The organism is Chryseobacterium sp. JJR-5R (assembly GCF_034047335.1).
In the GTDB taxonomy this organism is placed as follows: domain Bacteria; phylum Bacteroidota; class Bacteroidia; order Flavobacteriales; family Weeksellaceae; genus Chryseobacterium.
Genome location: NZ_CP139137.1, coordinates 3,413,269 through 3,426,039, shown reverse-complemented (window position 1 = coordinate 3,426,039; position 12,771 = coordinate 3,413,269). Strand labels below are relative to the sequence as shown.

Genomic DNA, 12,771 nt, shown 5'->3' with positions numbered 1-12,771 from the left:
AAGATAAATATTCAACGTTTGTTGAATTGCTTTGTGTTATTGTTATGATAAAATGATAATTTTTAATGAATGTGTATTTTAATTCAGTTTTTTATATATATTTACAGCGTAATTCAATTGAAATTATATTAATATTTTGTGATTTGGTGGTGTCGCTTACAGGTTTACTGTAAGCGATTTTTTTATTCTATCGGTTTAATTTCGGGATTTGATTAATGTTTTTTAGTTTTGCTGAAATTTTCAAAGAAAACAGGACATGCAAAAGGATTTTTTTATATATCAGGCACAGACTACCCGGTTCGCTGCAGGATTTGAGGTGGAAAGGGCAGAGGGAAGTTATATCTATGGGACTGACGGAAGGAAATATCTGGATTTCGTGGCAGGTGTTTCGGCCAATACCTTGGGCCATTCCCATCCCAAAATCGTCAGTGCGATTAAGGAACAGGCAGAAAAATACCTCCATGTAATGGTGTACGGAGAATATGCGCAGGAAAAACCGGTAGCCTTATGTAAGCTGCTGGCTGAAGCTACTCCCGATCCTTTGGAAATTACTTATCTGGTAAACAGCGGAGCGGAAGCGGTTGACGGAAGCCTGAAGCTTGCCAAAAGATATACCGGACGAGAAGAGATTGTTTCTTTTAAAAATTCTTATCACGGAAATACGCACGGGGCACTAAGCGTTTCAGGAAATGAAAACCATAAAAGAGAATTCCGCCCGCTGCTGCCTATGGTGTCTTTTATTGAATTCAATAATGAAAAGGATTTTGATAAAATTACGGAGAAGACAGCCTGTGTTATTCTTGAGACCATTCAAGGCGCGGCAGGGTTTTTAGTACCGGTGGATGATTATTTGATCAGATTAAAAAAGAGATGTGAGGAAGTAGGGGCTTTATTAATCCTGGATGAGATTCAGCCCGGATTCGGGAGAACCGGAAAGCTTTTCTCTTTTGAGCATTTCGGGATAGTTCCTGATATCCTGGTGATGGGGAAAGGAATGGGCGGCGGCGTTCCCGTAGGCGCTTTTATGAGCTCAAAGAAAATTATGGAAACCCTGGCACATTCCCCTAAGCTGGGCCATATTACCACTTTCGGAGGCAATCCGCTAATTGCAGCTTCCAGTTATGCTACCCTGAAAGAAGTTCTGGAAAGCGGCCTGATGGGTGAGGTGGATGAAAAAGAAAAACTCTTCCGTGAACTGCTGGTTCATCCCAGGATCAAGAATATCAACGGTAAAGGGCTGATGCTGGCGGTCAATCTCGGTACATCGGAATATACCCTGGAAGTGGCAAAAAGATGTATGGAAAAAGGGCTGATTGTTTTCTGGCAGCTGTACAGAAATGAATACATGAGAATTTCCCCTCCGCTTACCATTTCAAAGGACGAGATTACCGAGGGATGTAAAATTATTCTTGAGGTACTTAATGATTTGTAGGAAACAAAAAAATGTACTGACGATTTGTATAATAAGTTGAATAAAATGAATGACGGAGCTCTTTCAGAATTCATTTATACTCAATGTTACACTGGGGATTGACAGAAACCTGAAACGATACGGAAAATGGAATTTTTATTACGGAGCAGATTGTTTCTTCCGCTATTCAGATTACAATAAAACAGGATGGAGCAAAATGGGTTTCGGAAGAATAGGGTATAAAGCTGAATTTCCGTTTTTTAAAATTTATAGTCTGTATTAAAGATGATAACGCTTCACTTTGAAAGCGTTTTTCTGCTTGTTTGTATCCTGTTGTTCCGGAAAATTATACTAAACACATATTTAAAAATCTCTGATAAATATCATAAAGATTATCTAAAAAAATAAATACAATTTTGTGTAATAAAAAAATTAATTTATATATTGCGGGACGATAAAACAAAGATTATATGGCGAAACATAAAGTCCATTACGAGTTTCCAATGCACTGTTTATCAGAGATTTTATATGAATATCTGGCTACTGCGGAAGGATTGTCTGAATGGTTTGCGGATGATGTAACAGAGAAAGGAGATGATTTCTTTTTCAGCTGGGGAGGCGGCCCTGCCGAGAAAGCGACTTTGATTAGGTATAAGCCTGAAGGTTTCGTGCGTTTCAGATGGGAAGAAGATGAAGGGACCAAGAATTTTTTTGAAATGACCATCATAATCGATGATATTACGGAAGATCTGGCACTGAATATTACAGATTTCTGTGAAGAAGGAGATGAAGAGGAAAATGCCCTGTATTGGGAAAATCTTATTGAAAATCTTAGAATAAAATTAGGTGCCGCTTAAACGTAAGCTGTGCTGAATGATAAAACTGATGAACGATTTATCGTTCATTATTTTTTTATAAATAAATCGCGCTCACATTGGAAAATCAATATTTCACATCAGACGACATACATGTAAGAAACCGGGCTTTTCTCCTGGGCGATGCCGTAAAAGTTTCCTTTTTTATCAGGAATGCCAAACTGATCATGGACGAAGAATGTTATTTCTTCCTGATGGCCTCCATGAGAAAAATGAGAATGAATATTCCGCTATCCTATACACTGGAATTTTTTCAGACGCTTTTCACGCAGGAAATAATCGAAAGGAAAGGAATTACCGACGGGATTGTCAATTTTCAGGTCATGCGTAATACAGACGGGATTACGTTAGCAAAATCTTCGGTGTCCTATTTTTATGAAGTAACAGAAATGCAGGATGTTCTGGCTATGCACCATAGGCCGTTGGAACTGGATCTGATTAAGGAAATCAATATAAACAACAATCTTCTGAACAATATCCGTGTGCACAGCCCTGAAAATATCTATGGCGGAATTTATGCGCAGGAAAATGACCTGGACGATGTGATCCTCCTGAATCCCAATAAAAGAATTGCCCGTGCTACATCCGGTAACTTACTGTTCCTGGAAGGGGATGTCATTAAAGTGCCGAAACAGTCTGAAGGGGCCTATATTTCGCCACTGCTGGAGAATTTCGTTACATTCCTGCACAAAAATAACCTTGCCGATATACAGGAACATGAAATCATAGCCTTTGAATCCCAGAAAGCAGAAGAAATTATGCTGGTTTCTGATGAAAAAGGAATTTTCCCTGTAGGCAAAATAAGAAACAAAACGTTCGGGAACATTCGTTTCACTGAACTGACAGATAACTGGAGAAATAGTTTTTCATAAAATAGGTAAACCCAGCAAAGAAGATTTTTAAAATCTTTTATCAGGCTTTATCAGGGAATTGCGTTAAATTAAATTAAGGCAATGCAATCTTACAAATCGCTGACGCTTCACAGCCTGTTTAATTTAGGGAAATATCCTCAGGGGAATTGGCCCAGAGCAGGTATTCTCCGCCCAGGTTCTGCATGATTGATTTCCATAAGGTCTGGTCATTGGGCAGCGTGTAATCCAGATTATATACGTCCACTACAGTCCACACTTTTTTCTGAATTTCATCATCCAGCTGTAAAGGTGACCATCCGGAATACCCTGAGAAGATTTTCACATCATTGATATCCAGTTCCCCGCTCAGCACGGCACTGATGATATTTTCAATATCTTCCGTAAGATAAAATTCCTTGTTGATTTCGGTAAATGCTTCGGTTACTTTTTTTCCTTTGACAATAAAGAAAACCTTGTCGTTTTCTACAGGTCCGCCATCATACACCTCGATTTTGAAATCGAAAAAATCTTTGAACTTGCTACTCATCTGGCTGTTTTTTTTATTTAATATTAAACCAAATGCACCCTGTTCATTATGCTCAACAACCAATACAACCGATCGGGAAAAAATATCACCGGAAATGTCAGGTGTGGAAATTAATATTTTACCTTTGTATGAGTAATTCATACTCAAATTTAATAAAAAATATTTATGGAAAACCTGCACGACAAGAGAAAAGTGTATGATAAATCCCAACTTATTGAAAGTGAGATAAAACAAAATCCGATTGAGCAGTTCCGCGACTGGTTTATGGAGGCCGGTGGAAATCCTGATATTTATGAAGCCAATGCCATGTCGGTTTCCACGGTAGAGGAAGACGGCTGCCCGCGTACAAGGATGGTGCTGCTTAAAGCCTATACTTATGAAGGATTTATCTTTTACACCAATTATACAAGCAAAAAAGGAAGATCAATAGAAAAAACACATACGGCATGCCTTCATTTTTTCTGGCCGAACCTAGAGCGGCAGATTATCATCAAGGCCAATCTCGAACGTATTGCTGAAAATCTGAGTGACGGCTATTTCCATTCCAGGCCGAAGGGCAGCCAGTTGGGTGCGGCAGTTTCCCCGCAAAGCAGGGAGATCCCCGACAGGGAGTTTTTGGAAAAAAAGCTTAAACAGATGGAAGAGCAGTACACAAATGCCGAGGTGCCGAGGCCTGCAGACTGGGGCGGATATATTGCAAAACCTTATGAAATCGAATTTTGGCAGGGAAGACCAAACCGGCTTCATGACAGGATTGTCTATCAGCTGGAAAACGGGATCGACTGGAAAATTTCCCGGCTGGCTCCTTGATTATCATAAAAGAAAGAATACGAGTATCATTTAATAGTGCATAAAAAAGGCTGTTTCATTGAAACAGCCTTTTTATAATCTTTTTAAGTGATTATTTTTTCTTTTTTCCGGCAGCAGCTGCGGGAGCATTCGCTGTAGCAACGGCAGCGGAAAGATCTGCACCTGCCTTGAATTTGGCAACAGTTTTAGCTTCGATATTAATAGGCTTTTTAGTGGCAGGATTGATACCCTGTCTTGCAGCCCTCTCCGCTACCGAGAAAGTACCGAATCCTACTAAAGATACTTTTCCGTCTTTCTTTTTTAACGTAGTCATTACGTTATCAATAAATGATTCCAAAGCAGCTTTGGCTGCAACTTTAGATATTCCTGCATCTTTAGCGATTGCATCGATTAATTCAGACTTGTTCATAATTTTTTTAAATATTAAAGTTAGTTCGTAATTATAGCAAATATAATACTATTTTGTAAATGTGCAATTTTTATGAAAAAAAATAAATAATTTTTTCGTTTTTTAGCCGAATTGGTTAAAATTTGATAATTTAAAATTTAGCGAAAAATCTACGTTACCGGTCACTAAAATCATGCCAAATGCTTATGTTTATTGACTTTAGCAATAAGTATAAATTATTTTTTACATTTATTAAATCCTGAATTTTGTATTATTTATTAATGGTTATCGCAATATATTATAAATTTAGTAATCAAAGTCTTTAAATATTGGGTTTAAGGTAATTAAACAGCTGTGTTTCTGCTGGTTTTAAATTTATGGCAAAAGTCTGTTTTGTAAATTTTTATTAATAAATTTGCACCATGTTAATAGAAGTTTTCAAGTCTAAGATTCACAGGGTGAGAGTTACGGCTTCTGACCTTAATTATATCGGAAGTATAACGATAGATGAAGACCTGATTGATGCTGCCGGTCTGGTAGTGGGAGAGCGGGTGTACATCGTGAATGTAAATAACGGAGAGCGCTTTGATACCTATGTGATCAAAGGAAAAAGAAAATCCGGGGAAGTCTGCCTGAACGGGCCGGCTGCCAGAAAAGTACAGAGGGATGACATTATTATCGTAATTGCGTATGCCCAGATGACCCCTGAGGAAGCGCAGAACTTTCAGCCTAAGATCGTCTTTCCGGACGAAAGAACCAATCTTCTGACATAATTCAATGGAGAAGAAAAAAAATAACCCCTTAAAACAGATTCTTACAATAGTAATATCGCTTGCTTTTGCAGGCTTTTTTTTATGGCTTGCGCTTAAGGATTTTGATTATGCATCTTTTAAGAAATCCATATCAAAAGCAAATTACTGGTGGGTGTTGCTGGCTGCCTGTTTCGGTATTTCAGCCTACTGGTTCAGGGCCATCCGATGGAACCTGATGCTGGAACCGATGGGACACCGGATTTCCAATTCCAATTCTCTGTGGTCCATTTCTTTCGGATATTTAATGAACCTCACCATCCCCAGAAGCGGGGAAGTGGCACGGGCAACGGCCTTATACGGCGTAGAGAAAGTGCCTGTCGACCAGTCTTTCGGGACTATTATCCTGGAAAGGGTGGTGGATTTGATGTGTATGGTTGTTTTTTTGGGACTGACCATTATTTTTAAAGGAGAAGTCATTTATTCTTTTTATAAAAATTCCGGAATCAATTTTAATACGAATAAAATCCTCGTTGTTCTTTTGGTTTTAATGGCCTGCACTGTTTTATTTTTCTCATTTAAGAAAAAGCTGGCTAAAGTACCGGTTCTGGATAAAATCATCAGTTTTATTGACGGGATCCTTCAGGGTCTGACATCCATATTCAAATTAAAGCAGAAGGCAAAATTCATCCTGTATACAGCAGGAATCTGGATTTCCTATTATTTTGCAGCTTATCTGGTATGCTTTGCGCTGCCTGAGACTTCAGGTTTTACGTTTGATGACGGCTTTCTTATCCTTGTGGTCGGGACTTTAGGGATGATTGTTCCTGCCAGCGGTGGCATCGGAGCTTTTAACCTGGCCATGAAATACGGTTTTATGGCCCTGTTTATTTCCATGGGGAAAAGCGGTGAACTGGGAGGTGAAACAGGACTTACCTATTCTTTCATTTCTTTGCCGTTACAGATTATCATCATGCTTACCATGGGCCTGATTTCTATCCCTATGCTGGCGAAAGCAAGGAACAACAGGGTTTCAGAAGAACAGATCGATAAAAAGAGTCTTAATTGAATATCTTATAATGATATCCGGCCATCCATGGCCGGGATTTTTTATGACTGAAATTCTGTAACTGATCATCAATATTTTTTGTTCCGTTATTACAATTTATATCATTATTCCGGATAAAATGTGTTGGAAAATTTATAAAACAGCCCTAACTTAGATGAAGCAACACATTACACCACATTATTATGGCAATTAATTTACAGAAAGGGCAAAGAATAGAAATCGGGTTTACAAAAATGACCATCGGCCTCGGCTGGGATCCGAATGAAGGGATGGGCTATGATTTTGACCTTGATGCTTCTGCAATTATGATTGACGGAGACCGAAAGCTGGTAAGTGAAGACTATTTTGTTTTCTATAATAACCTGAATTCTCCGGACGGAGCACTTACCCATACCGGTGACGACCCGAGCGGCAAAAACAGCGACGGCGATGACGATGAAGCCATTATTGTGGATCTTGATAAAGTAGATGACAGGGTAACTGAAATCCTTTTCGTGGTAACCATTGAAGATTACGAGAGAAGAAAGCAGAATTTCGGGCAGGTGAGAAATTCATACATCAGAATTATAGACCATATGAGCCATCAGGAAATTGCAAAATATGAGCTCGATGAAGATTTTTCCATTGAAACAGGCGTGGAATTCGGGAGGTTATATAAAAAGAACGGGAGCTGGAAATTTGAGGCTTCCGGAATCGGTTACCGTGCAGACCTGGCATTTTTTCTTGAAAAATATTACAAGGGCCAGATCATTAAATAAAATCGGTAATCTAGAGATCTTTGCGATGGCGGAGGTAAATTCATATTATCAGTAAGAATTCGTCAGGCGTACAATTTTAGCAATACCTAATGACAATGTGAACTGAAAAGAATCTGTTTATGTATCGCTGTGAAGTTTAATCACACCACCTTTATAGAACCGGGTGCTGTCAAATAAATTCTTGAAATAGTCATACAGGTCTTCAGGAACAGTTTGTGCCGGGTTCTTGGCATGATATTCATTTTCAGCAAGGGAATATATTTTTGCATGTTCGGATTTCAGCGTTTCAAACAGGTAATCATTTTCAGTTTTTTCTTTGTTCACCAGACCGGTAAAAAAGATTCCATACACTAAGAACCGGTTGAAGTTTTCAGAATCCGTAAAATGGCTGATCGTGATCTGTGAATTTTTTTCATAATCCGAAAGAACCTGCAGGAAATGTTCTGTATGAACCGAGGAGGTAATTTCATAAAAAAGGTCGATTCCGTGTACGAAAAGCTGGGTTTTCATTTCTTCAGGATCTGAAGCATGTTGCGTACTGAACCAGTTAACAATCCCCAGAAGCTCTTCTCCTGAAAGGCCTTCAGCATTTTCCCGGACTTTTTTCCGGATAAGCTCCAGGCTTGTCTTTTTATCTTCTCCAAGAAAATCCAGTACCTGATGATCCTCTTCACGGCAGAGCCTGTTGTACAGATTGATCTTTGCGGCAACAGGATTGATTTTTATGAAGTAAAGCTTTTCTGCCATAGTATTGTGAAAGCCTCGGTTGTTGATGTTTTCCATACTAAGTTAGCAAAAAAATTGACATAAAGGACTATTATTACATTGCAGGATGCTTTTTAAATAAGTCAGTATAGAAAATTAAATGGTATCCATATAAAAACCGCATTTCATTCTACACTTTTCAATACTTTACATTCAATTGAATCATTGTAATCAATTTCCTAATGTGATTGAGGGTCAAAATAGGCTTTGAAAGTCAGAGGGTCTTCAGCTTTGTCTTCGGCGGTCTCAAGATATTCATGGTACTCTTCCGGGTGCTTTTCCATATACACCATGACAATGGACAGGTTGATAAACAGGTTTTTATCTTCAGATCCAAGTTTAAGTGCCTTTTCCAAATAGCTTAGTGCCGTTTCATTTTCTCCCATATCCGAGTAAACTGCCCCGATACTAACTAGGGCTGAAGTATTCTGAGGCTCAATAAGCAGAATTTCATCCAGTTCTTTAATCAGAAGATCATTGATCTGGTCCCAGTGGTCTTCATTGTCCCATCTTTTGGCCTGGAGTTTTTTTACGTTTTTTAATCGCTGGGTAATGGTATTCATGATGTAAAATTACGAAATTGTAAATACTTATATTCAGGCTTAACGGAATTTTCCCAATGTATTCCTGTTTGAAAATAAAATAATTGCGGTTATTAATCCCATAATGCCAATGATCATCGTAACGAAGCTTGTTATGAAATTGTAAAATAAAGAGCCCTGAAAGTAAAAAAGATCTGTGGACAGGAACAGTTTGCTTTTCCTGGGATTTTCCGGACTGTAAAAAACGGAAAATTCTTCCTGTTTTATCTTCTCTGAAATGTACCGGGAAAACGCTGTGACAAGCTCATCAGGTTCCTGGCTGTTCCAGAACGGGTAATATCTTTTTAAAGCTTCAGATTCCGTCTTTTTATATAATGTTCTGCCGGACTGATAGGTATAATAAACATCAGCATAAGCATTTCCCATCCTTTTGTAGCCGCTGTCCCAGGAAGGAAGTGCTTTTATTTCTCCGGCATCTACAGTCTTCCAGTTCCAGTGGGAAATTTTAAATTCCTGAATCGTGAGAAAGGGAGAAAGGGACATGATGGTAATAATTACCAGGTAAACAATACCTAGAATGACTGAAAAATCTCTGATTATGTTCCTGAAATCAACTCTTATGGATCTTAATCTTTTAAAATTAACAGCCGCCGCGATTATAAAAGCATACAAAAAATAGATTACCGGGTTTTCTATGAATATATAAAATACCAAAAGCGCAGCAACTACTATAACTCCCAGGAACGTAAAGAAAGCATCTGAAAACTTTTTAATTTTTTTAATCATCGGTTATGGTCATGATTTACTCTGGACTCTCTTCAATTGTTTAAGGATAAATTACCGTTAAACCGGATAAAAAGCTCTAAACTAATTTGTATTAACGAATTATTCTCACATCAGGCAAAAAATAAGTTATAAGTCTATAAACCTTATAAAGCTACGTATTTTTAGAGTCATTTCTTACATGCTCCAGGAATTCCATTCTGACCGGATTGCAGACGGATTGATTTCTTTTAATTTATCGTAAAAAAGGAGGAAGTTCCTGTTCCAGACAGAATAATTGTGTGCAAATTTAAAAAGCAACTCCTCACCGTGGTTATTAATTTTAACCTGCCAGATCCTGCTGTTGTTGATCTGGTATGATGTTTTGCCGAGTTCCGTAATGTCTGTCAGGCTGAATTTTGCGGCCTGGTTATTTTTGTTAATGGCATAAAAAAATTGATCGTCAAAGTAAAAATCATCCTCAGAAATGATCTTTTTTTCAAGACCGAACAAAAACGGCCTTTGTGAAATCTTATTCAGGCTTTCATGGTTTGAACTGCCGTATACGATATTCTGGTTCTTCGGGAAAGCGGTAAAGTATTTTTTGTATACTTCGCGCATAACCAGAACACCCAGAAGCAAGCCTGAGACCGTAATTACAATCAGGTAAGTGTTGCTGTCCTGAGGCACGGTAAGCGTAATTATCGTAATCAACGCTGCATAGATCAGCACAAAAAGAATAATTTTTTTAACCATTGAATAAATTTAAGATTAATCATGAAATTATTTAATGCAAAAATGAATCCTCTGATCCATTGATAATAAAAAAGCTTCCGGAAAATCCGGAAGCTGATTAATTTTTACCCAAATGCCCTCTTCAGCAGGCTCTCTACTTTAGGCTCGCTTCCCCTGAAGCTCTTATACAGTTCCATCGGGTCTTTGGTGCCGCCGGAAGAAAGAAGGACTTTATATTTTGTCGCAATTTCAGCATTGAAAATTCCGTTTTCCTTAAAATACTGGAACGCATCGGCATCCAGAACCTCTGCCCATTTATAAGAATAGTATCCTGCAGAATATCCGCCCTGGAAAATATGGGAAAAACTCGGGCTCATGGCTGTTTCGGCATTGGCAGGGTATAATTGTGTAGCTCTGGTATAATCATCTTCAAACTCTTTCACCGTCTTATTCTCCAGTTCTTCAACCTTGGTATGGTAATTCATGTCCAGCAATCCGAAACCGATCTGCCTTAAGGTTTGGTATCCTTCCATAAAGTTTTTGGACTGTGCGATTTTCTCAATTTTCTCGTCCGGTAAAACTTCCCCGGTTTTATAATGCCGGGCAAATGTTTTCAGGAATTCCGGCTCGTAACAGAAGTTTTCCAGGAATTGCGAAGGCAGTTCCACAAAATCCCATTTCACGGAAGTTCCGGAAAGGGTAGGGTACTGTGTATCTGCAAGCATGCCGTGGAGCGCGTGGCCAAATTCATGGAACAGGGTAGTCACCTCTTGAAATGTTAGTAAGCTCGGTGTATCTTTGGTTGGTTTGCTGAAATTACAGACAATGGAAATATGCGGCCTGGAATTTTCGCCTGCCGTTATATACTGGCTTTTATAGCTCGTCATCCATGCGCCTGCTCTTTTGCCTTTTCTCGGGAAATAATCCACGTACAGTAAAGACTTGAAGGTTTTTTCAGAGTGGTCACTTCCATCCTCCGGTTTCCCGGTTCCTATTTCAAAAACCTCATACACCTTTACCTCTTCATGGTATTTCGGAATATCGTTTCTTTCCTCAAAAGTTAACCCGAATAAGGTATCTGCCAAACCGAAGACTGCATCCTGAACCTGGTTCAGAGGGAAATAAGGTTTTAATTCCTCGTCATTCAGGTCATACTTTGCTTTACGGAGCTTTTCGGCGTAAAAAGCATGGTCATATCCCTGCATTTCATCAATACCGTCGGATTTTGCCAGAGATTTCAATTCCTCGATCTCTTTTTCGGCGTAAGGTTTTGCTTTGGTTAACAATTCATTTAAAAAATCGATCACTTTGGCAGGAGACTTGGCCATTCTTTCCTCCAGAACATAGTCTGCATAGTTTTTATATCTTAACAATTCAGCTTTCTGCTGTTTCAGCTGAAGCAGTTCTTTGATGAGGCTCTGATTGTCGAATTCGCCGCCGTCAAAAGATTTTCTGCCGTTGGCCAGTGCAAGCTCCTTTCTCAGTTCCCGGTTTTCCGCATAGGTCATAAAAGGGATGTAGCTTGGGTACTGCAACGTTACAACCCAGCCTTCCAGGTTTCTTTCTTTTGCTTCCTCGGCATACTGTTCCAGAATAGCTTCGGGAATTCCTGCCAGCTCTTCTTTATCGGTAATGTGCTTGAAATAACTATTGGTTGAAGCCAGTACATTCTGCCCGAACTGAAGCGACTTTAAAGACAGATCCATACTGATTTTCTTTAATTTTTCTTTATCCTCTTCATTCAGCAGAGCACCGCTTCTCACAAAGCCTTTGTATGTTTCATTTAAGAGCATCTGCTGTTCTTCGTTCAGGTCATACTGATCTTTGCGGTCATAAACTTTTTTGATCTTATTGAAAAGGGCCTCGTTCTGGGAGATTTTTGAAGAATATTCCGTTAAAACCGGAGATACTTCCTGGGCAATCTGCTGAAGCTCGTCACTGGTCTCTGCCGAATTCAGGTTAAAGAAGACATTGGACGCCCGGTCCAGCTGCTCTCCTGAATAGGCCAGTGCTTCGATGGTGTTTTCAAAGGTTGGCTCCTCCGGATTATTGATAATTGTATCGATTTCTTCCTCAGACTTTTGAATCAATTCCTTAAAGGCAGGAAGGTAATCTTCATTTTTTATCGCGTTGAATGGCGCAGCATGATATGGTGTGTTGAATTTTTCAGTTAAAATATTCATATGATAATTTTTAATTATTGTAAATGTAATACATAGGGATGTTTCTACAGCTTAATAGCTCAAAAATAATGCCCATGCCGGCAGATGTGACAAAATGATGTATCATGGTAAATCCTGTCATAAGAAAAAGAAAGTAAAGTTATGCTTCAATAATTAATTTTGGCAACAGGCGGAAAACTAAAGTCCCGTCATCAGAATTTAACCCAAAAACAATACAATCTATGAATACAGTCTTCAAAATCCTTGGTGCCTTATTCTGTTAATTGTTGCGTATGCTGTAACAGCTATGCTGACTTTCAGCAATGATTATCATTATGAAAATCTGT

15 protein-coding genes are annotated in these 12,771 nt (G+C 38.8%); 8 read left to right on the top strand and 7 right to left on the bottom strand.

What is annotated here, in order from left to right; all coding sequences use genetic code 11:
- Positions 1–256: 256 nt before the first annotated feature.
- From SD427_RS15035 to SD427_RS15020, 4 genes are all read left to right on the top strand, one after another.
- Positions 257–1,432 (top strand): aspartate aminotransferase family protein, encoded by a 1,176-nt coding sequence (locus SD427_RS15035; protein ID WP_320558612.1) that lies wholly within the window; start codon positions 257–259, stop codon positions 1,430–1,432.
- A 49-nt stretch (positions 1,433–1,481) separates the two neighbouring features.
- The gene (locus tag SD427_RS15030) at positions 1,482–1,694 is read left to right on the top strand and encodes a hypothetical protein (protein WP_320558611.1); all 213 of its coding nucleotides are present in this window, start codon (positions 1,482–1,484) and stop codon (positions 1,692–1,694) included.
- Positions 1,695–1,881: 187 nt separating this feature from the next.
- The gene (locus SD427_RS15025) at positions 1,882–2,268 is read left to right on the top strand and encodes an START-like domain-containing protein (RefSeq protein WP_056217893.1); all 387 of its coding nucleotides are present in this window, start codon (positions 1,882–1,884) and stop codon (positions 2,266–2,268) included.
- A 77-nt stretch (positions 2,269–2,345) separates the two neighbouring features.
- Positions 2,346–3,158, top strand: coding sequence for an aminotransferase class IV (locus tag SD427_RS15020; RefSeq protein WP_320558610.1), 813 nt, complete (start codon positions 2,346–2,348; stop codon positions 3,156–3,158).
- 118 nt (positions 3,159–3,276) lie between these two features.
- Here SD427_RS15020 and SD427_RS15015 read toward each other — a convergent pair whose 3' ends face one another.
- Entirely contained in the window at positions 3,277–3,825 is a 549-nt protein-coding gene (locus SD427_RS15015) for a YqgE/AlgH family protein (RefSeq protein WP_320558609.1), read from the bottom strand.
- A gap of 24 nt (positions 3,826–3,849) precedes the next feature.
- Here SD427_RS15015 and pdxH point away from each other — a divergent pair, with 24 nt between their 5' ends.
- Complete coding sequence (pdxH, locus tag SD427_RS15010) at positions 3,850–4,494, top strand: pyridoxamine 5'-phosphate oxidase (RefSeq protein WP_320558608.1); 645 nt, start codon at positions 3,850–3,852, stop codon at positions 4,492–4,494.
- A gap of 91 nt (positions 4,495–4,585) precedes the next feature.
- Here the strand turns inward: pdxH and SD427_RS15005 are convergent, their stop codons facing one another.
- A complete protein-coding gene (locus tag SD427_RS15005; RefSeq protein ID WP_320558607.1) occupies positions 4,586–4,903 on the bottom strand; it encodes an HU family DNA-binding protein in 318 nt (105 codons plus the stop codon).
- A gap of 401 nt (positions 4,904–5,304) precedes the next feature.
- On the opposite strand from SD427_RS15005, the gene panD reads away from it, so the two are divergent.
- The 3 genes from panD (at position 5,305) to SD427_RS14990 (ending at position 7,458) form a co-directional block, all read left to right on the top strand.
- The gene (gene panD, locus SD427_RS15000; RefSeq protein ID WP_056217906.1) at positions 5,305–5,655 is read left to right on the top strand and encodes an aspartate 1-decarboxylase; all 351 of its coding nucleotides are present in this window, start codon (positions 5,305–5,307) and stop codon (positions 5,653–5,655) included.
- A 4-nt stretch (positions 5,656–5,659) separates the two neighbouring features.
- Entirely contained in the window at positions 5,660–6,700 is a 1,041-nt protein-coding gene (locus SD427_RS14995; RefSeq protein ID WP_320558606.1) for a lysylphosphatidylglycerol synthase transmembrane domain-containing protein, read from the top strand.
- 182 nt (positions 6,701–6,882) lie between these two features.
- Positions 6,883–7,458, top strand: a complete 576-nt coding sequence (locus tag SD427_RS14990; protein WP_320558605.1) for a TerD family protein — start codon at positions 6,883–6,885, stop codon at positions 7,456–7,458.
- Positions 7,459–7,575: 117 nt separating this feature from the next.
- Here SD427_RS14990 and SD427_RS14985 read toward each other — a convergent pair whose 3' ends face one another.
- The 5 genes from SD427_RS14985 to SD427_RS14965 form a co-directional block, all read right to left on the bottom strand.
- Complete coding sequence (locus SD427_RS14985) at positions 7,576–8,241, bottom strand: hypothetical protein (RefSeq protein ID WP_320558604.1); 666 nt, start codon at positions 8,239–8,241, stop codon at positions 7,576–7,578.
- A gap of 161 nt (positions 8,242–8,402) precedes the next feature.
- Positions 8,403–8,786, bottom strand: a complete 384-nt coding sequence (locus tag SD427_RS14980) for a hypothetical protein (protein WP_320558603.1) — start codon at positions 8,784–8,786, stop codon at positions 8,403–8,405.
- A gap of 39 nt (positions 8,787–8,825) precedes the next feature.
- Positions 8,826–9,551: a hypothetical protein gene (locus SD427_RS14975; RefSeq protein ID WP_320558602.1), complete on the bottom strand. Its 726-nt coding sequence runs from the start codon at positions 9,549–9,551 to the stop codon at positions 8,826–8,828.
- Positions 9,552–9,725: 174 nt separating this feature from the next.
- Positions 9,726–10,283, bottom strand: a complete 558-nt coding sequence (locus SD427_RS14970) for a hypothetical protein (RefSeq protein WP_320558601.1) — start codon at positions 10,281–10,283, stop codon at positions 9,726–9,728.
- Positions 10,284–10,387: 104 nt separating this feature from the next.
- Entirely contained in the window at positions 10,388–12,445 is a 2,058-nt protein-coding gene (locus tag SD427_RS14965) for a M3 family metallopeptidase (protein WP_320558600.1), read from the bottom strand.
- Between the last annotated feature and the right edge of the window lie 326 nt (positions 12,446–12,771).

Coding starts and splice junctions, on each gene's coding strand:
- SD427_RS15030 (WP_320558611.1), top strand. CDS start 1,482: ATGACGGAGCTCTTTCAGAATTCATTTATACTCAATGTTACACTGGGG.
- SD427_RS14995 (WP_320558606.1), top strand. CDS start 5,660: ATGGAGAAGAAAAAAAATAACCCCTTAAAACAGATTCTTACAATAGTA.
- pdxH (WP_320558608.1), top strand. CDS start 3,850: ATGGAAAACCTGCACGACAAGAGAAAAGTGTATGATAAATCCCAACTT.
- SD427_RS14965 (WP_320558600.1), bottom strand. CDS start 12,445: ATGAATATTTTAACTGAAAAATTCAACACACCATATCATGCTGCGCCA.
- panD (WP_056217906.1), top strand. CDS start 5,305: ATGTTAATAGAAGTTTTCAAGTCTAAGATTCACAGGGTGAGAGTTACG.
- SD427_RS15015 (WP_320558609.1), bottom strand. CDS start 3,825: ATGAATTACTCATACAAAGGTAAAATATTAATTTCCACACCTGACATT.
- SD427_RS15025 (WP_056217893.1), top strand. CDS start 1,882: ATGGCGAAACATAAAGTCCATTACGAGTTTCCAATGCACTGTTTATCA.
- SD427_RS15005 (WP_320558607.1), bottom strand. CDS start 4,903: ATGAACAAGTCTGAATTAATCGATGCAATCGCTAAAGATGCAGGAATA.
- SD427_RS14990 (WP_320558605.1), top strand. CDS start 6,883: ATGGCAATTAATTTACAGAAAGGGCAAAGAATAGAAATCGGGTTTACA.
- SD427_RS14970 (WP_320558601.1), bottom strand. CDS start 10,283: ATGGTTAAAAAAATTATTCTTTTTGTGCTGATCTATGCAGCGTTGATT.
- SD427_RS14985 (WP_320558604.1), bottom strand. CDS start 8,241: ATGGAAAACATCAACAACCGAGGCTTTCACAATACTATGGCAGAAAAG.
- SD427_RS14975 (WP_320558602.1), bottom strand. CDS start 9,551: ATGATTAAAAAAATTAAAAAGTTTTCAGATGCTTTCTTTACGTTCCTG.
- SD427_RS15035 (WP_320558612.1), top strand. CDS start 257: ATGCAAAAGGATTTTTTTATATATCAGGCACAGACTACCCGGTTCGCT.
- SD427_RS14980 (WP_320558603.1), bottom strand. CDS start 8,786: ATGAATACCATTACCCAGCGATTAAAAAACGTAAAAAAACTCCAGGCC.